23 protein-coding genes and 1 pseudogene are annotated in these 19943 nt (G+C 46.1%); 8 read left to right on the top strand and 16 right to left on the bottom strand.

The features are described 5' to 3' along the window. Nucleotides 1-168: 168 nt before the first annotated feature. Nucleotides 169-669 (bottom strand): Fe-S protein assembly co-chaperone HscB, encoded by a 501-nt coding sequence (gene hscB / locus DBY86_RS04205; RefSeq protein WP_107819027.1) that lies wholly within the window; start codon nt 667-669, stop codon nt 169-171. A gap of 82 nt (nt 670-751) precedes the next feature. Between hscB and DBY86_RS04200 the strand changes: the two genes are divergently transcribed. Beyond that, nucleotides 752-973 (top strand): alternative ribosome-rescue factor A, encoded by a 222-nt coding sequence (locus DBY86_RS04200; RefSeq protein ID WP_003751095.1) that lies wholly within the window; start codon nt 752-754, stop codon nt 971-973. On the opposite strand, the gene iscA is transcribed toward DBY86_RS04200, so the two are convergent. The 7 genes from iscA to iscR form a co-directional block, all read right to left on the bottom strand. After that, complete coding sequence (gene iscA / locus DBY86_RS04195) at nt 933-1253, bottom strand: iron-sulfur cluster assembly protein IscA (protein WP_107819026.1); 321 nt, start codon at nt 1251-1253, stop codon at nt 933-935. The two genes, DBY86_RS04200 and iscA, sit on opposite strands and share 41 nt — an antisense overlap. Nucleotides 1254-1339: 86 nt before the next feature. After that, a complete protein-coding gene (iscU, locus tag DBY86_RS04190) occupies nt 1340-1726 on the bottom strand; it encodes a Fe-S cluster assembly scaffold IscU (protein WP_002213175.1) in 387 nt (128 codons plus the stop codon). A gap of 67 nt (nt 1727-1793) precedes the next feature. Further along, complete coding sequence (locus DBY86_RS13905; protein ID WP_003712319.1) at nt 1794-1922, bottom strand: hypothetical protein; 129 nt, start codon at nt 1920-1922, stop codon at nt 1794-1796. A 190-nt stretch (nt 1923-2112) separates the two neighbouring features. Continuing rightward, a complete protein-coding gene (locus DBY86_RS04185) occupies nt 2113-2715 on the bottom strand; it encodes a Fic/DOC family protein (RefSeq protein WP_192882192.1) in 603 nt (200 codons plus the stop codon). Nucleotides 2716-2719: 4 nt separating this feature from the next. Continuing rightward, nucleotides 2720-3142 carry a hypothetical protein gene (locus DBY86_RS13610; RefSeq protein WP_234403382.1) on the bottom strand — a complete coding sequence of 141 codons (423 nt, stop codon included), beginning with the start codon at nt 3140-3142 and terminating at the stop codon, nt 2720-2722. A gap of 106 nt (nt 3143-3248) precedes the next feature. Next, a complete protein-coding gene (locus DBY86_RS04175; RefSeq protein WP_107819025.1) occupies nt 3249-4463 on the bottom strand; it encodes an IscS subfamily cysteine desulfurase in 1215 nt (404 codons plus the stop codon). A 28-nt stretch (nt 4464-4491) separates the two neighbouring features. Beyond that, nucleotides 4492-4938 (bottom strand): Fe-S cluster assembly transcriptional regulator IscR, encoded by a 447-nt coding sequence (gene iscR / locus DBY86_RS04170; RefSeq protein ID WP_003688879.1) that lies wholly within the window; start codon nt 4936-4938, stop codon nt 4492-4494. Nucleotides 4939-5286: 348 nt separating this feature from the next. On the opposite strand from iscR, the gene DBY86_RS04160 reads away from it, so the two are divergent. Beyond that, nucleotides 5287-6459 (top strand): alpha-hydroxy acid oxidase, encoded by a 1173-nt coding sequence (locus DBY86_RS04160; protein ID WP_107819023.1) that lies wholly within the window; start codon nt 5287-5289, stop codon nt 6457-6459. A 148-nt stretch (nt 6460-6607) separates the two neighbouring features. On the opposite strand, the gene DBY86_RS04155 is transcribed toward DBY86_RS04160, so the two are convergent. The 6 genes and pseudogenes from DBY86_RS04155 to rbfA form a co-directional block, all read right to left on the bottom strand. Next, complete coding sequence (locus tag DBY86_RS04155; protein ID WP_107819022.1) at nt 6608-9382, bottom strand: DEAD/DEAH box helicase family protein; 2775 nt, start codon at nt 9380-9382, stop codon at nt 6608-6610. Beyond that, nucleotides 9372-11033 (bottom strand): annotated as a pseudogene (locus DBY86_RS04150) (site-specific DNA-methyltransferase). The gene DBY86_RS04155 and the pseudogene DBY86_RS04150 overlap by 11 nt, the downstream one beginning before the upstream one ends. Next, nucleotides 10930-11442, bottom strand: coding sequence for a site-specific DNA-methyltransferase (locus tag DBY86_RS04145; protein WP_159068546.1), 513 nt, complete (start codon nt 11440-11442; stop codon nt 10930-10932). Before DBY86_RS04145 ends, DBY86_RS04150 begins: the two are co-directional and overlap by 104 nt. A 217-nt stretch (nt 11443-11659) precedes the next feature. After that, entirely contained in the window at nt 11660-12580 is a 921-nt protein-coding gene (truB, locus tag DBY86_RS04140) for a tRNA pseudouridine(55) synthase TruB (protein ID WP_107819021.1), read from the bottom strand. A 57-nt stretch (nt 12581-12637) separates the two neighbouring features. Further along, nucleotides 12638-13162, bottom strand: coding sequence for a hypothetical protein (locus DBY86_RS04135; protein ID WP_199901046.1), 525 nt, complete (start codon nt 13160-13162; stop codon nt 12638-12640). A 10-nt stretch (nt 13163-13172) separates the two neighbouring features. Further along, complete coding sequence (rbfA, locus tag DBY86_RS04130) at nt 13173-13544, bottom strand: 30S ribosome-binding factor RbfA (RefSeq protein WP_107819019.1); 372 nt, start codon at nt 13542-13544, stop codon at nt 13173-13175. A 194-nt stretch (nt 13545-13738) separates the two neighbouring features. Here rbfA and DBY86_RS14095 point away from each other — a divergent pair, with 194 nt between their 5' ends. Next, nucleotides 13739-14050 carry a polymorphic toxin type 44 domain-containing protein gene (locus DBY86_RS14095; protein WP_107819018.1) on the top strand — a complete coding sequence of 104 codons (312 nt, stop codon included), beginning with the start codon at nt 13739-13741 and terminating at the stop codon, nt 14048-14050. On the opposite strand, the gene DBY86_RS04120 is transcribed toward DBY86_RS14095, so the two are convergent. Then, nucleotides 13994-14608, bottom strand: coding sequence for a hypothetical protein (locus DBY86_RS04120; protein WP_107819017.1), 615 nt, complete (start codon nt 14606-14608; stop codon nt 13994-13996). The two genes, DBY86_RS14095 and DBY86_RS04120, sit on opposite strands and share 57 nt — an antisense overlap. Before the next feature lie 252 nt (nt 14609-14860). Here DBY86_RS04120 and DBY86_RS04115 point away from each other — a divergent pair, with 252 nt between their 5' ends. Continuing rightward, the gene (locus DBY86_RS04115; RefSeq protein ID WP_007172853.1) at nt 14861-15316 is read left to right on the top strand and encodes a DUF4948 family protein; all 456 of its coding nucleotides are present in this window, start codon (nt 14861-14863) and stop codon (nt 15314-15316) included. A 112-nt stretch (nt 15317-15428) separates the two neighbouring features. Continuing rightward, nucleotides 15429-16673, top strand: coding sequence for an ATP-dependent Clp protease ATP-binding subunit ClpX (clpX, locus tag DBY86_RS04110; RefSeq protein ID WP_107819016.1), 1245 nt, complete (start codon nt 15429-15431; stop codon nt 16671-16673). Between the two features lie 106 nt (nt 16674-16779). Here clpX and DBY86_RS04105 read toward each other — a convergent pair whose 3' ends face one another. Further along, nucleotides 16780-17973 (bottom strand): acetylornithine/succinyldiaminopimelate transaminase, encoded by a 1194-nt coding sequence (locus DBY86_RS04105; RefSeq protein WP_107819015.1) that lies wholly within the window; start codon nt 17971-17973, stop codon nt 16780-16782. 402 nt (nt 17974-18375) lie between these two features. On the opposite strand from DBY86_RS04105, the gene DBY86_RS04095 reads away from it, so the two are divergent. The 3 genes from DBY86_RS04095 (at nt 18376) to DBY86_RS04085 (ending at nt 19732) form a co-directional block, all read left to right on the top strand. Then, nucleotides 18376-18876, top strand: coding sequence for a hypothetical protein (locus tag DBY86_RS04095; protein WP_107819014.1), 501 nt, complete (start codon nt 18376-18378; stop codon nt 18874-18876). Between the two features lie 84 nt (nt 18877-18960). Then, a complete protein-coding gene (locus DBY86_RS04090) occupies nt 18961-19515 on the top strand; it encodes a hypothetical protein (RefSeq protein ID WP_107819045.1) in 555 nt (184 codons plus the stop codon). Nucleotides 19516-19528: 13 nt separating this feature from the next. Beyond that, nucleotides 19529-19732 carry a hypothetical protein gene (locus tag DBY86_RS04085; protein WP_107819013.1) on the top strand — a complete coding sequence of 68 codons (204 nt, stop codon included), beginning with the start codon at nt 19529-19531 and terminating at the stop codon, nt 19730-19732. Nucleotides 19733-19943: the final 211 nt, after the last annotated feature.

Below are 19943 nucleotides of genomic sequence, written 5' to 3'. Positions count from 1 at the left end.
GCGCATGTCATTAAAAAACGGATGCAGGCGGAGGTTCGGCATTGCCTCCCGCAAAAATGTTATTTTTTGGATGTTCCTCCACGGCTTTTGTCTGTTGTGGACAGGTAGCCGCTATGTTCAGACGGCATGGCGTATGAAGCGGGTATGCCGTCTGAAACACGGTGCGGATTATAATGCTGAGGAAATTTCGTTGCGGAGTTTGTCGAGAAACCTGCCTTGGCGGACTTGTTGTGCGGCGGTGTCGTAGTCGTTGCGGGCAAATGACTGTTTCAGGTCACAGAGCAGTTTTTCTTGTTCGGCACGGATTTCGTTGTCGAGATTTTTCAAGGATTCAAGGTCGTTACCTGTCCGTGCCTCCATCAGCGTTTCGCGCCATTCCATTTGCTGCATAAGGAATTCGGGGGCGAAAGAGGTGTGTTCCGGCGCATCGGCATCGATACCCGATGTTTTCAACAGGTACGCGGCGCGGTCGATGGGATTTTTCAAGGTACGGTAGGCATCGTTGATGGTGGAAGACATCATCACTGCCTGCTTTTGCTCGAAAGCGGAAGCTGAAGCGAATTTATCGGGATGGAAACGGGCAGCTAAGGCGCGGTAGGTTTGTTCCAAGTTTTCGGTGTCGATATCGAAAGAGGGTTCAAGTTGGAAGAGTGTGAAATATTGAGACATGGCGGGATAATGAATGTGAAATGTTCGGCAGAAGTCCAATTTTGCCTTATAATCTGCTGTTTCTTAAACAAAAGGACTGAATATGGGCGGTAAAGTGCAGCACAATAAAGGTAAAATACGCGACAATGCTTTAAAAGCCTTAGTGAAATCCGATTTGTTCCGGCACAAGGTGGAACGGAAAAGAAAAGGAAAAGGCAGCTACAACAGGCAGGAAGCGAAAAAATGGCGGGACGGTTTTGATACGGTCCCGCCATTTTTATGCCTTAAACGTGGAAGCTCTCGCCGCAGCCGCAGGAGTCTTTGACATTCGGGTTTTCAAATTTGAAACCTTCCTGCAAACCTTCTTTGGTGTAGTCGACTTGCGTGCCGTCCAAATAAACCAAGCTTTTCGGATCGATATAAATGCGCGCGCCGTGTTCTTCGAAAATCAGGTCGTCCTCGTTCGCTTCATCGACAAATTCAAGGTTGTACGCCATACCCGAGCAGCCGCTGGTTTTCACGCCCAAGCGTACGCCCAAGCCTTTGCCGCGTTTGGCGAGATAGTCATTGATGTGTTTTGCGGCATTCTCGGTAAGGGTAATCATATTTCTTCCTTGTTGAGCCGCCCCGGAAAGAACCGAAGCGGCGGGCGGTTCAGACGGCATTGCGGGACGATGCCGTCTGAAGGGGTTTATCTGTTTTCCTGACGTTTGCGGTAGTCGGCAACGGCTGCCTTTACCGCATCTTCCGCCAAAATGGAGCAGTGGATTTTTACTGGCGGCAATTCTAACTCTTCGGCGATTTCGCTGTTTTTGATTGCCAGCGCGTCATCCAAGCTTTTGCCTTTGACCCACTCGGTAATCAGGCTGGACGAAGCGATGGCGGAACCGCAGCCGTAAGTTTTGAATTTCGCATCTTCGATGATGCCTTCATCGTTCACTTTGATTTGCAGGCGCATCACGTCGCCGCAGGCGGGCGCGCCGACCATGCCGGTGCCGACGGACTCATCGTTCTTGTCGAAAGTGCCGACGTTGCGTGGGTTTTCGTAGTGGTCGATTACTTTATCGCTGTATGCCATGATGTGGTTTCCTTAATGTTTTTTGATGATTTAAGTGGTTTGTTTGCCTGTTTTCAGACGGCCTGAGTTAGATTTTGCACGCACCGCCTTCGCAGCCGTCGTCGTTTTCCGAATCGACGCCACCTTCCACGGTAACGCCGTCAAAATCTTCAAGCAGGTTGTCGAGATTGTCGAGGTCAAGTTCTTGTTCGTTCATGGGTTGTATCCTTGATTTTAATGTGGTGGCTTTTAGACCGTCTGAAAAGGTCTTTATAGGGTTTTCAGACGACCTTTTTTATTTATAGGTAGGTTGGGTTATTAAACCCAACGTTTCAGGTGCTTTAATAGGCTTGTTGGGTTTCCAACCCAACCTACGCTTGCTTAAAATATCGTGGTTTGTTGATGTTTTAGTCGTCTGAAAAAGACGATTGTTCTAAATTGTCTAAAATTAATCGTGCCAATAAACTGCTATCGGCATGGTATGCCTGAATAGAGGCTTGAATCATTTGTTCGGCAGAGATATTTTGCCAATGTATCTGCAAACCGTTTTTCATTGCCAATTGTGTCATAAACAGGCGCAATGTTCTGCCGTTTCCTTCACGAAAAGGATGTAGGACGTTCAACTCGCCCAAATAATAGGCCACACGCTCGGCGAATTTATCTTTATCCAACCCCCGCAAATAGTTTTCGCTTTGCAGCTTCTCCAAAAGTTTACGGCTTTCGTTTTCGATAAAAGCAAAATTGGCAAATCGAGTATTACCTTTGGAAATATCAATTCGCCGGATTTCTCCTGCCCAATCATAAACATTGCCAAACAGTTCGCGATGAATGGTCTGTAAATGCGCCAAATCGAAATTGCCTGTAATGGGTTGCAAAAGCAGATTTTGGGCGGAAATAGCAGAAATGTCTCTTTCGACCTTTTCTAATTTAAGTGGATCTTGAATGGCTAATTTATTTCTGAATACACCATCATTCATATAGATTATGTCTTCACCACCGTATTTACTCATTTTTTTAGAACCTTTGTTTAATTTTTCTTATTTCTTTCTCAATATTTGTTTTACCAATCTTTAGAAGTTGCATTGCATATTGAGTTTGTCGGCTAATTTCTAAATTCTCCATTTTCCATGAACCAGTGATATCATCAACATCTTTTGTCCAATGATCTTCAATAGTTAACCATTCCAAACTTCCTTTATCACGATCAATAATATCAAGATGATGCCCTCCTTGATAAACAAAAATGTTTTTATTCTTAAATAAGGAAGAGAATTTTTTGAATATAGATCGATTGTATTCAATAACAGATAAAGCAAATTCAATATCTTTTTTTAATACGTCTAAATCTTGTTTATAATCTAAGTCAAATTGTTCAAAATATTTTCCATAAATAATACGTTTATAACCATTTGGCAAATTAATAATTTTAACTTTCATGGTATTCTTTCTATGAAAATAGCTTACAAGACTGTCTATAAAAAGTGTTTTACTGTATTCAAAAATTAGACTCACTTTCTCAGACAGCCTTTGTTTGACATCAATCTTAATGCGCCGCCCATTCAATCGAGTTCAAATCAATCCCGTCTTTGAACATTTCCCACAGCGGCGACAGTTCGCGCAGTTTGCCGATTTTGGATTTAATCAGTTCGGCGGCGAATTGCACTTCTTCTTCGGTGGTCATGCGGCCGAAGGTGATGCGCAGGGACGAGTGCGCCAATTCGTCATTTCTGCCCAATGCGCGCAGGACGTAACTGGGTTCGAGCGAGGCGGAGGTGCAGGCGGAGCCGCTGGATACGGCGAGTTCTTTCACCGCCATAATCAGGCTTTCACCTTCGACGAAATTGAAGCTGACGTTCAGGTTGTTCGGAGCACGGTGTTCGAGGTCGCCGTTGATGTAGACTTCTTCGATACCTTCAATGCCTTTGAGGAAGATGTCGCGCAGTTTGCGGTAGTGCGCCATATCTTGCTCGAGTTCTTCTTTGGCGATGCGGAAGGCTTCGCCCATGCCGACGATTTGGTGGGTCGGCAGGGTGCCGCTGCGGAAGCCGCGTTCGTGGCCGCCGCCGTGCATTTGGGCTTCGAGGCGGACGCGGGGTTTGCGGCGGACGTACAGCGCGCCGATGCCTTTGGGGCCGTACACTTTGTGCGCGGACATCGAGAGCAGGTCGATTTTGGCGGCTTCGACATCGACAGGCACTTTGCCGCAGGCTTGGGCGGCATCGACGTGGAAGACGATTTTGCGTTCGCGGCAGATTTCGCCGATGGCGGGAATGTCTTGCACCACGCCGATTTCGTTGTTTACCCACATTACGGAAATCAGGATGGTGTCGTCGCGGATGGCGGCTTTGAGTTCTTCCAAGTCAATCAGGCCGTTTTCCTGCACGCCAAGGTAGGTTACTTCGAAACCTTGGCGTTCGAGTTCGCGCATCGTGTCGAGCACGGCTTTGTGTTCGGTTTTGACAGTGATGAGGTGTTTGCCTTTGGTTTTGTAGAAGTTTGCCGCACCTTTGATGGCGAGGTTGTCGGACTCGGTCGCGCCGCTGGTGAAGATGATTTCTTTGGGGTCGGCATTAATCAGGGCGGCGATGTCGGCGCGGGCTTTTTCGACGGCCTCTTCTGCTTCCCAGCCGAATGCGTGGCTGTTGGAGGCAGGGTTGCCGAAGGTTTCGGTCAGATAGGGAATCATTTTTTCGGCAACGCGTTTGTCAACGGGTGTGGTGGCGGCGTAGTCGAGGTAAACGGGGGTTTTGACGGTCATGGTTTGCTCTTTCTTTTTCGGGTGTTATTTAATGGATGTGTGTAAATTGGACGACGCGGCTGCCGTCGCCGTTGTTTTTCTGTTCGATGATGCTTTGCAGGGTAACGCTGCCGAGGTAGTCGTTGATGGTTTTGTTTAAATTCTCCCAAAGGTCGTGCGTCAGGCAGGGCGCGCCGTGGTGGCAGTTGGCTTTGCTGCCGCATTGGGTCGCGTCCAGCCGGTCTTCGGCGGCGGAAATGATTTGGGCGATGTTGATTTGTGCGGGAGGGGCGGCGAGGATGTAGCCGCCGCCGGGCCCGCGCAGGCTTTCAACCAGTCCGGCGCGGCGGAGTTTGCCGAACAATTGCTCGAGATAGGAGAGGGATATATTTTGGCGTTCGCTGATGGCACTGAGTTTGACGGCGCCGGTTTGCGCGTTCATCGCCAAATCCAGCATAGCGGTAACGGCGAAACGCCCTTTGGTGGTCAGTCTCATGGTGGTGGTTGCCCGTGTCGCTTTTTTATAGTGGGCGGAATTGTCCAATATCTGAGTGTTTCAGTCAAGTATGGGGGATCTGTTGCCGATTGTTTGTTTAAATGGCGGTATAGTCTGATTTTGCTTTATTTGTTTTATTTTTTGAATCAGTCGATTATGTTTTTTGAGGAGCGGCGGTTGGGGTGTTTTGCCGGCAAGCGGCTTTAAAACGATTTGATTTATTTTTGATATTGATATAGATTATCTAAATCTTAGTGATTTATTTGGGTATTGCCTGAAATGCCGTCTGAAGGCTCAAGCGGTTTCAGACGGCATATTCCATCAGGCTGTCAAACAGGGAAAAACAAGATGAAACGTGATTTGAGCAAAATAACCTGCATCGAAGACTTGCGCCGCGTTGCCAAGCGCAAAATGCCGCGTATGTTTTACGATTACATCGATTCAGGTTCGTGGACGGAAACGACTTATCGGGAAAATACTTCGGATTTCAAAGATATCCGCTTCCGACAAAAGGTATTGGTCAATATGGAGGGACGCAGCCTCGAAACCAAAATGATCGGGCAGGATGTGAAAATGCCGGTAGCGATTGCGCCGACGGGCTTTACCGGTATGGCTCACGCAGACGGCGAAATTTTGGCGGCGCGTGCGGCGGAGAAGTTCGGTATTCCGTTTACGTTGTCCACCATGTCCATTTGTTCGATTGAAGACGTTGCCGAAAACACCAGCGCGCCGTTTTGGTTTCAGCTTTATGTGATGCGCGACCGCGAGTTTATGGAAAACCTGATTAAGCGCGCGAAAGATGCCAAATGTTCGGCGTTGGTATTGACCGCCGATTTGCAGGTTTTGGGTCAACGCCACAAAGACATCAAAAACGGCCTGTCCGCGCCGCCGAAACCGACCATCGCCAATTTAATCAATCTGGCGACCAAGCCCGAATGGTGCATGAAAATGCTGAACACGGAACGCCGAACGTTCCGCAATATCGTCGGACACGCCAAAAACGTCGGCGATTTGTCTTCGCTGTCTTCTTGGACTTCCGAACAATTCGACCCGCGCCTGAGCTGGGACGACGTTGCACGCATTAAAGATTTGTGGGGCGGCAAGCTGATTATCAAAGGCATTATGGAACCCGAAGACGCGGAAAAAGCAGCGAAAAGCGGTGCGGACGCATTGGTTGTTTCCAACCACGGCGGCCGCCAGCTCGACGATACCGTGTCTGCCATCAAAGCCTTGCCCGACATCGTCAGCGCAGTCGGCAGCGACATCGAAGTTTGGATGGACAGCGGCATCCGCAGCGGTCAGGACATCCTCAAAGCATGGGCTTTGGGCGCGAAAGGTACGATGATAGGCCGGGCGTTTCTGTATGGTTTGGGTGCGTATGGTGAAGAAGGCGTAACCCGTGCGTTGGAAATCCTGTATAAAGAAATGGATATATCTATGGCGTTTACAGGACACTGCGATATTCAAGATGTCGATGCCTCGATTTTAAGGGGTAAAGATTGGGGTAGGGAAACGGTTTAGATACTGAAAAATATGATGCCGTCTGAACACAGGGTTCGGACGGCATTAAAATTTGGCTGTATTTTAATAATGTGTTGATTAAATATTTGACGAAACGCCCTTTTGTAAAGGAAGTTTTGTCAAACGGGGCTGCCGGCAATGCACTACTTCATTTTTCAAGCGATGCCGCACCTAAAGGGAATGACTCCGCAAATTGTCCATTTTTCTGATGATCAGTAAAAAACGGTAAACCGATCAAACGATAATGCGGTGTATCTTTTTGCAGGATTTTATCCTTCCCATATTCCACTGTGATTGCCTCTAAAAAAGCTGCTTTCCACGAATCATTTTCCACTAAATGCCCGCCTTTCGGTTCAATGAAAATTTGGTAATGCAAAAAGCCGTCCACGCTGTCGGAAGAAGATTTTTGTTTATCTTTCAGCAATAAAACAAAGTCCGGCATAAATCCTTCACCATCGGCAAAGTTATTCAATTTAAACACTTCTTCATTGCGGATTAAATGAACGTCATATTTAGATTTCAAATCGCCCAAACGCTCTGAAATAAATTGAATTAACGCTTCTTCCAAACTCGTTCCAGCAAAATTATCCATCACATACCAATCATTTTGCGTGGCAATAGTCGTTTTTACATCATCTTTTTTGACCCATTTTTGTTTTGGCGTGCCGAAAATTTCCCCCAATTTCTTAGGCGTAAATTCTTTTGTACCGATAAACGGTATATCACTTTCATTGAGGTGTTTTTCAACCATTTCCAAGATTGTCAGGCAGCCTGCAAGTTTATCATCCGGGCGAACCTGTTTATCTTGCCCTAATCCCAAAAATTCAATCTGCCAGTCTTTCAACAATTTATTTTGCAATTCATTGCGATTTTGAATGTCGAGTTTGCTTTGCAGGCGGTCAAAATGGAATAAAGATTGACTGTTTTTCCCTTTGATATGTAATGCTTTATTGAAAATATGCCGCTCCATTTCACTCATTTTTATGGTTTGAGTAAAATTATTTTGTGTGCCGATTTGTCGGGCGGTTTCATCATTTTCATCGGCTGTAAATTGCGTTTCCTGCAACAGTTGATTACCGTGAACTTGGAATGAAAGCGTTTGCGGATTGGCTTGCAGGCTGTATGCATTATTGCTTTTGGCGTTTGGGTTGGGGATTTTTTTATTTGCCCAAATTAACAATTCTCTAAAATCCTTATTATCGGCAAATTCAGATTTGAGTTTAAATGTTGCCAATACCTTATCACCGTCTTTTTCAGGCAAATAACCGTCTTTTCGCAACTCGTTTTTCAGTTCTGAAATATAGCGGGATTGCTCATCGTGCGTGTAATAAAACAATTCTTCCAAAATACGCAATTCGTGTTGCATGTCGTTGTCAAATTTGCGTTTATTCGGCTGTTTATCTTCAAACGCAAATGGAAAATAACGCACGCCGCGACCGATCAACTGCTTTTCCGATACGGTGGCGGCAGCCGTTTTGCCTGATTTTTTATTTGAACCTCCGCCGTTTTGCCCTTCATACAAACGCACAATATCAAACAAATTTAAAACGTCCCAACCTTCGGTTAATCTATCCACCGTAAAAATGGCGCGGATTGGATTATCAGCCGCTTCCAAATTGTTTAGCAATTTTTCGGTTTCGCTGTCGGTTTTTTCGGTTTTGGTTTTGTTGGTTTCGGAGTTGGTAATAATGACATTGTGTTTTTGATAATTTTGTTTCACCCAATTTGCCAAATGTGCAAACTCAAAGCCATTTTCCTGCATAAATTTTAGGGCTTGTTCGGTGCGGGTTTTGCCTTGTTCGTTGGCGTTATCGCTATCGTTTAAGCTTGTTGAAAATGTCGTTAAAAACGAAAAATCATCCGCCTGTACATTTTCCGCCCAATTTAAAAATGCCGAATAATCCGCTTTTGATTCATCAATCGTCTTACTTCTAAACAACATCACAGGCTTAAAATTGGCAATGTCATATTTCAACGCAATTTGATGGCGATACCAAGCAAACAATAAAGCGTGCAACACCCGCTCTTTCTTACCCAGCGTACTGGATACCAAATTGATTTCTTTGGTATAACCTTTTTGCAAAAATTCTTTTAACCCAAATTTTGTGATGATTTTATCCGCGTATTTTTGTTGCACGTCAGCATTTTCAGGCAGCGTGGCGGTAAATTCCAACAGCACATTTTGGCCGGGATTGCCATTTTTATTGAGCAACAATTCCAAAACCATATGCTCCCAGCCTTTTCGTTCAATTTCGGCATTGCCTGCATTGGCTCTTAATTCCACTTCCAAATCCAACTCGCCTTGTTTTTTGCCTTTGGTTTGCGCGTTTAAATGGTGCGCTTCATCGCCCAGCATTACAAGGTTCAAACCGTGCAAATCCACCAATGTGGTTTGGTTTTCCCGTTCGGTGTGAATATCGTTATACAGCTTTTGAATGCTGGTAAATTTAATTTCAATGCCGTCTGAATATTGGCTAAACGTTTCCACTTTGCGAATAGGAATTACATTATTACCTTGCAAAATCTTCTCGGTAAATAAAAATTTTGCGTGCGTTGGGTCAATAAAATTATTTTCCGTTTTATCCACAATATTGTTTTGATTCACAAAAAACAAAAAATGCCGATACCCTTTTTCAAAATAATACAGAATCAAGGCTGCCATCATCATCGTTTTGCCGGCACCGGTTGCCATATTGAACAGCAAATGGGTAGGGCGGTTTTTGATGTCGGGAAAATCCTTTAATTTTGAAGTACGGTCAAAAATCACAAAATTTTCTAAAGCCGATTTTTGCCATTCAAAAAACGGATATTTTAAATTGCGTTCTACAAATTCAGGCAGCCTGAATTTTTCATCATCTCCGTCTTCCAAATACACAGTTTTGCGGTTTTCAATCACTTCAAACAAAATTTTATTATTCGCCATCTTTTTTCTCCGCTTGATAGAACGCACGGCTTAAGGCTTTATCATCATCGTTCAGGCAATCTGCAAATTGCTCGTCGTCCATTTCGGATAATGAAACATACATTTGATTTAAATCCAACATTTCAAGCACCATTTGTTTTTATTCGTCTAATGCCAAGGATTGAAATTCAGGCTCTTGAATGATTTGACTAAATTCATTTATGCTGACGTTGTATTTCAAGAAATAGCGTTCGCATAAACCTTCAAACAGCGTTTTGATGCCGTCTGAATCTTCGCAAGCCAAAATTTGTTGTTTTGCGGTTTCGTTAAATGGGGCAAGTTCGGCATAAACAAACTCGCTACCACCTTGCCAATTCACGGCTTTGGAAATACCGCCTTGCTCGCCATCAATCACTTTTTTTAAGCGTTCAACGGCAAGTGTTTCAATATAATCCATTTGTTCAATGCCGATATATTGGCGGTTCATTTTATGAGCAACGACAGCGGTTGTGCCACTGCCTAAATGGTAGTCTAGGACGATGTCGGATTCGGATGTGGCGATTTGAATAAGATACTGCAATAAGCTCTCAGGTTTTGGAGTAGTAAAAACTTTGCTGCCGAACAGTTTTTTCAATTCATCTGTCGCATGTGTATTTAAGATATCCTGTATTAAGTTCTTATAGGGAGCAGAACGTTCTATCGGCTTGTTTTCGTTATCAACCAACATATAGTTTTTATAACATACACTCCATCCAGATTTTTTAGACTTTGATTTTCTAAACTCCAAAAAACCGTTTGTTATTGCCCAATCAATTTTATTTTTACTCCATTTCCATATCCAGCCATCATTGACAAATTCAGTCCTGCCATTCGGATACGTAAAAGTGCCATCTGGACATTGGATTGCAAAATTCAAACTGTCACTATACTGCAATCCTCCTCTATCTAAATTGTCGATATAATATTTGCCTCTTTCCTGTTCAAACTTATCACTTAATTTGTATCTCTCTGTATCATAAGAAGACGTATTTTTATTTAATTTAACTGTTTTAAAGTTCTTTGAGTAACATAAGACAAACTCTGTAATAGTCGCTATCTGTTTGGCATCGGACGCACCTGTCTTTTTTTCCCAAATAAAATTGCAGATGAAATTTTCATTTCCGAAAACTTCATCCATTAAAATTTTCAAATATGCCTGTTCGTTGTCGTCAATTGACACAAAAATCGAACCGTCTTCCATAAGCAGCTCTTTGGCGATTTCTAGACGGTTTTTCATAAAAGTCAGCCAAGTGGAGTGATTAAATTTGTCGTTGTATTTGAAACCGTCATTGCCCGTGTTATATGGCGGGTCAATATAAATCAACTTCACTTTGCCCCTAAACTGCTTGGCAAGCGAGTGCAGGGCAATCAGATTATTGCCTTTGATAATGAGATTTTCAGCGGGTGTGCCGTCTGAACTACGTTTGATTTCGCCAACGGCTTGTTTGCCGTCTGTGGTGTAGCGGGAGAATTTTGAGAATGCTTTTGCGTCAAAAAGCCGATCGATTTCATCAAAAGCAAGCGTTTGATTAAAAAAGATTTCTTGTCTTTTTCGGGTTAATTTGGTGTATAATTGGCTGGCTGGCTGGCTGGCTGGCTGGCTGGCTGGCTGGCTGGCTGGCTGGCTGACTATTATTGCGTTTAAAATAAATCTCTTCGCCTTCTTCGGTGCTTTGCCCGCCATTCAATACGCAATCTTTAAACGGAAAATCCAACACAATATCCGAATTGTCTTTCAAAAAGCGGTTGCCGTCCGTCAAACCAATGCGGTTGGCGTATTTTGTGTAGGAATTATTGACGCTGTGTTTGTCCAAGAAAAAACGAAAATCCTGCAATTTAAATACCAAAACACCATTCACTTCCACAAAGAAATGGCGTTTTAACTCATCATTATTCAATAACAAACCGATAATGGCCGGGTCGGTTTTTTCCACCAAATCCAACAGAATGTTTTTGGCTAAAATGGTTTTTTCTTCGTTCGCCCATACTTTTTCGTGTGATAGCAGGGCTTGGGTTAATTCGGCTTGAATGTCTGTCTTCATCGTTATAAATCCTCATCAGTCATTTTAATGTACCATTCTTGTGTAACGGCAAATGGCTTTGCAAATAAATTCTAATAAAATCAATTCTTTGATGTCTTTGCTGTTTCCGGGGGGCGTTCGCAAAGTTGCGATAAGCGGGGCGAGTGTCCGAGTGTGTCGTGATTTTACGGAAATATCAACACATTATTCAAACACAGCCCGTATTTTTAACCGCCGTTCAGGCGGCGGATACCGCAGTATTCATCAGGCGCAAGGCTTTCAGACGGCATATTTCCTTTTGATATTCTGCTAAACCGACAAATTCTCCGGTTTCAGTGTAAACGCGTACCGGCGTATCGGAAGGTAGGTCTTCCTCGAAACGCGGCCTTTGCCCGCATTGGAGCATATGGACGGCATAATCGTTTAAAACGGTTTGGGGGAAGTGTGAAACCAATACGTCGCAGGGTAGCAGCAAGCTGTCGCGTTCTGTTTCGTCCAAGTTTGCCAAGGCTTCGAGCGTGTGGCTTTGGGTGATGGTAAAGCCTGCGGTTTCGGTGCGGCGCAGGGCGGTCAGGTGGGCGAACGTGCCGATGTGTTTGGCGATGTCTTCGCTGAGGGTGCGGATGTAGGTGCCTTTGCTGCAACGTACGTTTATCACGGCTTTGGGCGCGTCAAACTCGGTAATATCAATGGCGTAAACGGTGATGTCGCGCGGCTTGCGTTCGATGACGATGCCTTTGCGCGCGTATTCGTACAGCGGTTTGCCTTCGTGTTTGAGGGCGGAAAACATCGGCGGCACTTGGCGGATGTCGCCCGTCAGGGCTTGGCATGCCGTCTGAAATTCGGCTAAAGAAATATCGGCGCGTGCGGTGGCGATGATTTCGCCTTCGGCGTCGCCCGTGCTGCTGGCTTCGCCGAGTTTCAGCGTGGCGGTGTAGGCTTTGTCGGCATCCAGCAGGTATTGGGCGAACTTGGCCGCTTCGCCGAAGCAGACGGGCAAAAGTCCGGTTGCCAAAGGATCGAGCACGCCGGTATGCCCTGCTTTTTCGGCATGAAACAAACGCCGCGCTTTTTGCAGGGCGGTGTTGCTGGAAAGGCCTTCGGGTTTGTCGAGAAGAAGAACGCCGTTGACCGGGCGTTTGGCGGGTTTATTGGTCATATCAATTAGGGAATATTAATGTTCAGACCGTCTGAAAGGGTTCAGACGGCCTGTGTGTCAGCTTAATTCTTCATTCAATAATTCACGAACAGAGTGTTTTTCATCAATTAGATCAACGCTGATTGCATCAAAGCCATTTCGTTTTAATGAGTCAAAACTAATGATTCGGCCATCAATTAAGGGGACTTGTCCTTCAAAATTGACGAAATCTTCATATTCATCTTCGTAGTCTATATTGTAATAAAGATGGATCAGAACCCGGTAAGCATACTCATCCAAATCAGTTAACATTCTGTTTTGCTTTTGATTTGGGCTATATTTGTCGCAAAACATAGCGTTATAGCCATGTTCCGCGCCATCAAACAGTACGATTTCATCGCCGCTTACAGCTTCTACCGCCACAATTTTTACCGGCGCCTTATCAGTATCGGTAATCAATCCGTCAAAAGGCTCTCCGTAGTAACGGATGTGGAAAGTATCTCTACCTTGGCAGGATAATGAAAAGCAACGATGCCTGCCTTCAATTTGCAGGCTATCACTATGTGCATAGGCGGCTAAATGTTCGGGAATCAGATTGTTCATTCTGGCAGTATCAGTCTTCAACCGGTTTTTCCGCCGCCACTTGGTCGATAAGGGCGGACAGGTTCATACCGCGTTCCAAGGATTCGTCGTATTTGAAATGCAGCTCGGGGATTTTGAACAGCTTGATGCGTTTGGCCAATTCGCTGCGGAGGTGTCCGCGTGCGTGTTCCAGCACTTCTTCCGTAATTTCGCGCGTATCTTGGTTCAAAACGGTGTAGAACACGGTGGCGTGGCTGTAATCGCGGGTAACTTCGACTTCGTTGATGGTGATGAAGCCGGCGCGCGGGTCTTTCAGTCCGGTACGGACGAGTTTGGCAAGCTCGCGCATAATTTGTTCTTTGACACGGTCTTGGCGGGCGTAGCCGCGTTGGGGTTTTTTCATGAATATCCTCAGATTTGGTTTCAGACGGCATTTCTGCCGCCGGGGCGGTTGCGAAGGGGCGTATTATAACCGAATCGGCGGGATTTTAAGGTAATACGCGGCAGGATGTCCTTGGGATCACAAGAAGGCAATACAAAGACTTCAAGGGTATAAACATTGGTCTTGTGATAAGAATAAACATTTCTTGTTTTTCTATGATTTGTGGTCTAAATATACACTATGGTTTTATCGGAAAAGCGGTTGGGTTTACAGAATGGGAGTTAACAGCCGAGGCAGGAGTAGTACAGTTGAAAGATAATAATCGAAATTTGGGGGCATGGGTTTCTCAATACATTCAAAATCGGATTAGAGAACTTTGGGATGCAGATTTTTTAGCAGCTTTTGATGATGCGAGTGATATTGAGGGAACTAAGACATTGCGAGTACTCTTGATTTTGCCGAAAAGGTCATTATTCCGGTGGCAAAGCCCCAAAACAACTATTGTGACCATCAATTGCTTCTTTTAATACTGGCAATTTTTCATATCCAATTCTTTTAATTCCTGATTTTTTTATTTGTTTTAAAATTTCGTCATTCACAATAATACCTGTTAAAGCGCTTGGAAAGAAAGTGAGATTTGGGATAGATTTATCCACAATATACCAACTATTTAATGGCAAAGGAAAATATAAAACGACTCCGCACTTTTCACATATACTACAAGTTGATTCTTTCCCTCCCCTTATATAAATTCTAAATTTTGGAACAACTGAAATGTATTCTTTGGATACAGTTTTGTTTACATCATAAACCTTTCCTACAAAATATACATTCTCAATATTTTGAATGCCCAGTAATGAAACAATATCTTTATGTAACATTCCAATAAATGTACCTCTTGTGTAGGTAATTGGAGCAAAACTTTTTTTTATTTTTTCATTTAGAAAGACATCAATTGCTGTATGTTTAATGATATTTCCACAATCGCACATTATATTCTCTTGTTTCAATTGATCTATCCAACTGTCATCTCCTTCGGGAACATTTTGTGTGGGGTCGCTAATTTGATAAAACATTTTTTCCATTATGGGTGTACTTTAAAATTTCCTTTATAGATATAATGAAGCTATCAAAATAGGTTTCAGACTATATAATAGATATGGAGGAACTCCTTCTTTTTTAACGGCTCAAGTTATCTTAGATGAAATCTATAAATCTTATTAAGATAACAAACCTGTAAATATCAAGAAATGCCTAAATTATTAATATTCTTTTTAATTACATTCATTTTTTTGCTTTTTGGGTGTACAAGAAATAATGTGTCGTCAGATCATCAAATGTTAGAGCATTTCAATCTCTACGAGTCTGAATTTGAGAGATTGAGAAAAATTTCTGTTAAGTACGATGGATTTCATTATCCCCCTTATGACGAAACAGATAGTACAGCCTATGTTATTTCATCTAAAGATAAAAAGGAATTGGACTCTTTAATCAAGAGACTGGATATTATTAGTATACAGTATGATGGGATATCAGAAGTATGCTTGCTCTTTCATACATGGGGTGTTTCTATCAGCGGAGGGTACAAGGAGTATGTCTATACTCCAAATCTTGAGGATCATATAAAGAACTACGATAAAGAGGTTGCCTTAGATCCCAGCACTGAAATGTATATCGTAGAAAGAATTACGGAGGAAGATTTGGATCAAGTTGCTCAAAGATATTCTGCAAATATAGAGTTATATCGTCCTATAAAAAATGGTTGGTATATACATCTTAGTCGAGAGAATTGATTCTTGAGATGTATGCTATTCTTTTATATTGATAAGCACGGATATAGTTATTATACTTGGCAACCCGAACGGCGCGTGCCGTTTCTGCAACGCATACATTGTAAAGAAAGCCATGTCCAACGAAAACCGTACCTGTTCCTTTTGCGGAAAATCCAAATCACACGTCAAACATTTGATTGAGGGCGAAAACGCCTTTATCTGCGACGAATGCGTCTCAAACTGTATTGAAATATTGCATGAAGACGGAAATGATGGCACGCCTCCGGAAAGTGCCGGAGGGGAGCCGGAGGAATCCGGCAAGCTGCCCACGCCCGCCGAAATCGTCGCCAACCTCAACGACCACGTTATCGGTCAGGAACAAGCCAAGAAAGCCTTGGCGGTGTCGGTGTACAACCATTACAAACGCCTGCGCCATCCTAAAGTCGGCGGTAATGTCGAATTGTCGAAATCCAACATCCTGCTTATCGGCCCGACCGGTTCGGGTAAAACCCTGCTGGCGCAATCTTTGGCGCGCAAACTGGACGTACCGTTCGTGATGGCGGACGCAACCACGCTGACCGAGGCAGGTTATGTCGGTGAAGACGTCGAGCAAATTATTACCAAGCTTTTGGGTAAATGTGATTTCGATGTCGAAAAAGCCCAGCGCGGCATCGTCTATATCGACGAAATCGATAAAATTTCACGCAAAAGCGACAACCCGTCGATTACCCGCGACGTATCCGGCGAAGGTGTGCAGCAAGCCTTGCTGAAACTGATTGAAGGTACGGTGGCAAGTGTTCCGCCCCAAGGCGGCCGCAAGCATCCAAATCAGGAATTTATCAACGTCGATACCACCAACATCCTGTTTATCTGCGGCGGCGCGTTTGCAGGCTTGGAAAAAGTGATTCGCCAGCGCACCGAGAAAGGCGGTATCGGTTTCGGTGCGTCCGTTCACAGCAAGGACGAGGATGCCGACATTACCAAGCTGTTCGGCATCGTCGAACCGGAAGATTTGATCAAATTCGGTCTGATTCCTGAATTGATCGGACGTTTGCCCGTGATTGCAACACTAGAAGAACTGGATGAGGACGCGCTGATTAATATTTTAACCGAGCCGAAAAACGCCTTGGTCAAGCAGTATCAAGCCTTGTTCGGCATGGAAAATGTCGAACTGGAGTTTGAAGAAGGCGCATTGCGTTCCATCGCGCGGCAGGCAATGGAACGCAAAACCGGCGCGCGCGGCCTGCGGTCCATCGTCGAACGCTGTCTGTTGGATACCATGTACCGCCTGCCTGATTTGCAAGGCTTGAAAAAAGTGGTGGTCGGCAAGGCAGTCATTGAAGAGGGCAGGGAACCGGAATTGGTGTTCGAGTCCTGATGGCAAACAAAACCGCTTCGGAACGCCGAACCACGTTTCCGAAGCGGTTTTTTGTTTCTGATGCCGTCTGAAGCCTTCCCGCCTTCAGACGGCATCTGCTTTCTACCTAGGGGCGGTTTGCGGCGGCAAATTCCGCCAGCGCGTTTTCCAGACGCGCCAAACCTTCCGCCATATCTTCATCGTTCAACAGCAGCGAAGGCGCGAAACGCAATACGTCCGCACCCGCAACCAAAATCATCACGCCGTGTTTCAACGCGGCGGCGGTTATTTCGGATGCGCGTCCGCAATAAGGCGCGTCCAACACGCAGCCGAGCAGCAGCCCCATCCCGCGAACCTGTGAGAACAAGCCCGTTTTCCTGCCCAAATCCAGCAATGCCGTCTGAAGTTTCCGCCCCTGTTCACGGACATGGTTTAAAGTTTCGGGCGCATTGATGATGTCGAATGCGCGGCTGCCGACCGCACACGCCATCGGGTTGCCGCCGAAAGTCGAGCCGTGCGTACCCGGTTGGAAGGCGGCGGCAACCTCTTCCTCCGCCAGCATCGCGCCGATCGGAAAACCGCAGCCCAAGGCTTTTGCCGAACTCAAAATATCGGGAACAACGCCGTAATGTTCATAGGCAAACAGCCTGCCCGTATGCCCCATACCGGTTTGAACTTCGTCCAAAATCAACAATGCATTGTGCCGGTCGCACAGACGGCGCGCGGTTTGCAAATATTCCGCAGTGGCGGGCAGGATGCCGCTTTCGCCCTGTATCGGCTCGATGATGACCGCGCAGGTCTGTTCGCCGACGGCAGCTTCCAGAGCGGCAATATCGTTGAACGGAACGTGCGTAACGCCTTGCGGCAGCGGTGCATAATCCTTGCTGTATTTCGGCTGGCCGCCGACGGACACGGTAAACAGCGTGCGTCCGTGGAAACTGTTGATACAGGCGACGATTTCGCTTTTACCTCCGCCGAAACGGTCGCGCGCATATTTCCTTGCCAGCTTCAACGCCGCCTCATTTGCTTCCGCGCCCGAGTTGCAGAAAAAAACCTTGTCGGCAAAGCTGTTTGCAACCAATTTTTGCGCCAATTCCTGCGCCGGACGCGTCGTATAGATATTGGAAATGTGCCACAGCTTGTGCATCTGCTCGTTTAAAGCATCGGCAAGGGCAGGGTGGCAGTGTCCCAGCGCGTTAACGGCGATGCCGCCTGAAAAATCAATATATTTACGCCCTTCCGTATCCCAAACGCGGCTGCCTGAAGCGCGTTCGGGAATCATCGGGGCAAAGGCGAAATTGGGGGTCAGATAATTTTGCATAATTGCTCCTGATTGCGGTTTTGCTCGGGATTATGCACCGTTTTTCAAGGCGGATAAAGGGAAATTGCCGACAATATCGGGTAGCGGTAAAAATAAACCAAAATATTTTCAATAGGATAGATGAAAAATCAAAAAAATTTCGATAAAGTGCTTGAGGCGCGGCAGCGTTTTGATTTAGACTCTCCCCAATATTTTTATCTTCAGACGGCATTTCATCATGCAAGGCAAAATGTTTACAACCGCTTACTGCTATTGGTACCACACAGACGTGCGGTACTTTTTTGCGCTTGCTTGAAATCCATCCCATACGCAAAACAGGCCGCTCGGAACAGGGCGGCTTTTTTGTTACCTTCACACAGGTCGCCCGATTCGGCAACACACGACAGAATCAGGAAAATGACCATGAATGCAATGCCCCAAACCGCCGCACAAAACGAAACCCTGCACACTTGCAGCATTATTGTCGATGATACGCAGGATTTTTCCCCCATGCTTCTCGATGCAGGGCGGGACGACACACTCATCAGCGAATCGATGATTCCGCAAATCCGCACCGTTGCCGCCCTGATAGCCGCCGAACGGCACGATTTCAGCCGCAGCAGCCCCACCGAGTTTACCGATGCCGCCGATTTTTTTGCCGCACGGATTCTCGTATTGGGCGTGCGCTGCTTCCATCTGGACGTATCGCTGCTGCAAGTATTGAAAACCGCCAACAGCCGCGCCCGCCGCTTTGCCGAAAAACACCGCCTGTTTTTCACACCCGCGCAAGCCGAATTGAGCCTGAACAAACACAAAAACCGCCGCCTGCTGACCGTAGAAACCGAACACGAAGTCGAAAACAAAGGCAACCCCGTCGCCAACAGCCTCGCATTTGTCCGCAAACTGCACCCCCTGCCCCTGTAAACATCACGATTTGCCGGCAGAATGCTTGCCAAAATTCCCGACGGCGATACAATAAAACCGATTTTCCACCCGAACAGGACACACATGAAAAAAATCATCGCCTCCGCGCTTATCGCAACATTCGCACTTACCGCCTGCCAAGACGACACGCAGGCGCGGCTCGAACAGCAGCAGAAACAGATTGAAGCCCTGCAACAGCAGCTCGCACAGCAGGCAGACGATACGGTTTACCAACTGACTCCCGAAGCAGTCAAAGACACCATTCCTGCCGAAGCACAGGCAAACGGCAACAACGGGCAACCCGTTACCGGTAAAGACGGGCAGCAGTATATTTACGACCAATCGACAGGAAGCTGGCTGCTGCAAAGCCTGGTCGGCGCGGCGGCAGGCGCGTTTATCGGCAACGCGCTGGCAAACAAATTCACACGGGCAGGCAACCAAGACAGCCCCGTCGCCCGGCGCGCGCGTGCAGCCTACCATCAGTCCGCACATCCCAATGCGCGCACCAGCAGGGATTTGAACACGCGCAGCCTCCGTGCAAAACAACAGGCGGCGCAGGCGCAGCGTTCCCGCCCGACAACGCGCCCGCCTGCCAATTACCGCCGCCCCGCTATGCGCGGTTTCGGCAGGAGGCGGTAAATCCGTCGCGCCAATGCCGTCTGAAGGGCTTTCAGACGGCATTTTTGCATTTGTTAGGGGGGGCATTGTTATGTTGCCGTTTGATTTTCAGACGGCATTTCGTTTCCAAGCGTTTGATGTCGGGATGGCAATTCTGACCCAGGTGCGTTGGCAGGGCGGCATTGTCATGCCGCCGTTGGGTTTTCAGACGGCATCATATCGAACCGTCAAACCGTAGGGCGAGCATTCTTGCCGACCGATGCAAGGGCGGGATTTGGCGGGCGGGAATGCCCACCCTGCATCTGAACCTTTCCGCGTCATTCCCGCGTAGGAAGGAATCTAGGTATTTGAATTTACATAAATTTCAATCGTTACCAAAGCGGAAAAGGGTTTTTATTGCAGCCTAATCCTTTGGGTATCAAAGCCGGGCGGTGCTGAAACATTATAAA

Origin of the sequence: Neisseria bergeri (assembly GCA_003044455.1) — a bacterium.
Taxonomy (GTDB): Bacteria; Pseudomonadota; Gammaproteobacteria; order Burkholderiales; family Neisseriaceae; genus Neisseria; species Neisseria bergeri.
The sequence above is the reverse complement of the archived record's forward strand: the minus strand, read 5'-3'. Positions and strand labels throughout refer to the sequence as shown.

Bases quoted from the DNA above. Each gene is read 5' to 3' on its own strand.
- DBY86_RS04120 (WP_107819017.1), bottom strand. From the start codon at position 14,608: ATGGAAAAAATGTTTTATCAAATTAGCGACCCCACACAAAATGTTCCC.
- DBY86_RS04085 (WP_107819013.1), top strand. From the start codon at position 19,529: ATGCCGTCTGAAGGGCTTTCAGACGGCATTTTTGCATTTGTTAGGGGG.
- iscR (WP_003688879.1), bottom strand. From the start codon at position 4,938: ATGAGACTGACCACCAAAGGGCGTTTCGCCGTTACCGCTATGCTGGAT.
- DBY86_RS13905 (WP_003712319.1), bottom strand. From the start codon at position 1,922: ATGAACGAACAAGAACTTGACCTCGACAATCTCGACAACCTGCTTGAA.
- iscU (WP_002213175.1), bottom strand. From the start codon at position 1,726: ATGGCATACAGCGATAAAGTAATCGACCACTACGAAAACCCACGCAAC.
- hscB (WP_107819027.1), bottom strand. From the start codon at position 669: ATGTCTCAATATTTCACACTCTTCCAACTTGAACCCTCTTTCGATATC.
- iscA (WP_107819026.1), bottom strand. From the start codon at position 1,253: ATGATTACCCTTACCGAGAATGCCGCAAAACACATCAATGACTATCTC.
- DBY86_RS04160 (WP_107819023.1), top strand. From the start codon at position 5,287: ATGAAACGTGATTTGAGCAAAATAACCTGCATCGAAGACTTGCGCCGC.
- DBY86_RS14095 (WP_107819018.1), top strand. From the start codon at position 13,739: ATGATTTGTGGTCTAAATATACACTATGGTTTTATCGGAAAAGCGGTT.
- DBY86_RS04175 (WP_107819025.1), bottom strand. From the start codon at position 4,463: ATGACCGTCAAAACCCCCGTTTACCTCGACTACGCCGCCACCACACCC.
- DBY86_RS04185 (WP_192882192.1), bottom strand. From the start codon at position 2,715: ATGAGTAAATACGGTGGTGAAGACATAATCTATATGAATGATGGTGTA.
- DBY86_RS04145 (WP_159068546.1), bottom strand. From the start codon at position 11,442: ATGAAGACAGACATTCAAGCCGAATTAACCCAAGCCCTGCTATCACAC.
- DBY86_RS04105 (WP_107819015.1), bottom strand. From the start codon at position 17,973: ATGCAAAATTATCTGACCCCCAATTTCGCCTTTGCCCCGATGATTCCC.
- DBY86_RS04200 (WP_003751095.1), top strand. From the start codon at position 752: ATGGGCGGTAAAGTGCAGCACAATAAAGGTAAAATACGCGACAATGCT.
- DBY86_RS04095 (WP_107819014.1), top strand. From the start codon at position 18,376: ATGAATGCAATGCCCCAAACCGCCGCACAAAACGAAACCCTGCACACT.
- DBY86_RS13610 (WP_234403382.1), bottom strand. From the start codon at position 3,142: ATGAAAGTTAAAATTATTAATTTGCCAAATGGTTATAAACGTATTATT.
- DBY86_RS04155 (WP_107819022.1), bottom strand. From the start codon at position 9,382: ATGGCGAATAATAAAATTTTGTTTGAAGTGATTGAAAACCGCAAAACT.
- DBY86_RS04135 (WP_199901046.1), bottom strand. From the start codon at position 13,162: ATGAACAATCTGATTCCCGAACATTTAGCCGCCTATGCACATAGTGAT.
- clpX (WP_107819016.1), top strand. From the start codon at position 15,429: ATGTCCAACGAAAACCGTACCTGTTCCTTTTGCGGAAAATCCAAATCA.
- DBY86_RS04115 (WP_007172853.1), top strand. From the start codon at position 14,861: ATGTTAGAGCATTTCAATCTCTACGAGTCTGAATTTGAGAGATTGAGA.
- rbfA (WP_107819019.1), bottom strand. From the start codon at position 13,544: ATGAAAAAACCCCAACGCGGCTACGCCCGCCAAGACCGTGTCAAAGAA.
- DBY86_RS04090 (WP_107819045.1), top strand. From the start codon at position 18,961: ATGAAAAAAATCATCGCCTCCGCGCTTATCGCAACATTCGCACTTACC.
- truB (WP_107819021.1), bottom strand. From the start codon at position 12,580: ATGACCAATAAACCCGCCAAACGCCCGGTCAACGGCGTTCTTCTTCTC.